This window comes from Campylobacter sp. US50a (assembly GCF_004379015.1).
Taxonomy (GTDB): Bacteria; Campylobacterota; Campylobacteria; order Campylobacterales; family Campylobacteraceae; genus Campylobacter_D; species Campylobacter_D jejuni.
The window spans coordinates 1-331 of the sequence record NZ_RYYJ01000082.1; the positions used below are offsets into that span (position 1 = coordinate 1).

Consider the following 331-nt stretch of genomic DNA (forward strand, 5'->3'; position numbering starts at 1 on the left):
ATAGTAAGTCCTACTACACCCGAACTCACACTTTGCGAACCTGTTTCAAATCTAGTTACACCGATTTTTGAAGACTGGGTTGGTCCAATGCTTGCTTTTATAGTTTGATTTGAGCTTGAACCGATTTGAAATTCTTGATTGGTAAAATTTCCACTTAAAAGTTGTTTACCATTAAAAGCTGTAGTATTTGCGATATTATCAAGCTCTTCCATTAAGCGGTTTATATCTGCTTGAAGCATGGTTCTTGTTTTTAAACTTTGACCATCTTGGGCTGCTTGAGTAGCTTTAGTCTTGATAGTATCTAAGATTTTAAGTTGCTCATCCATAGCCT

Annotated in this window: 1 pseudogene; it reads right to left on the bottom strand. The window is 36.0% G+C overall.

Annotated features, from left to right (window positions below):
* A pseudogene (locus ELQ11_RS09750) lies at positions 1-331 on the bottom strand (flagellin); the annotation flags it as partial.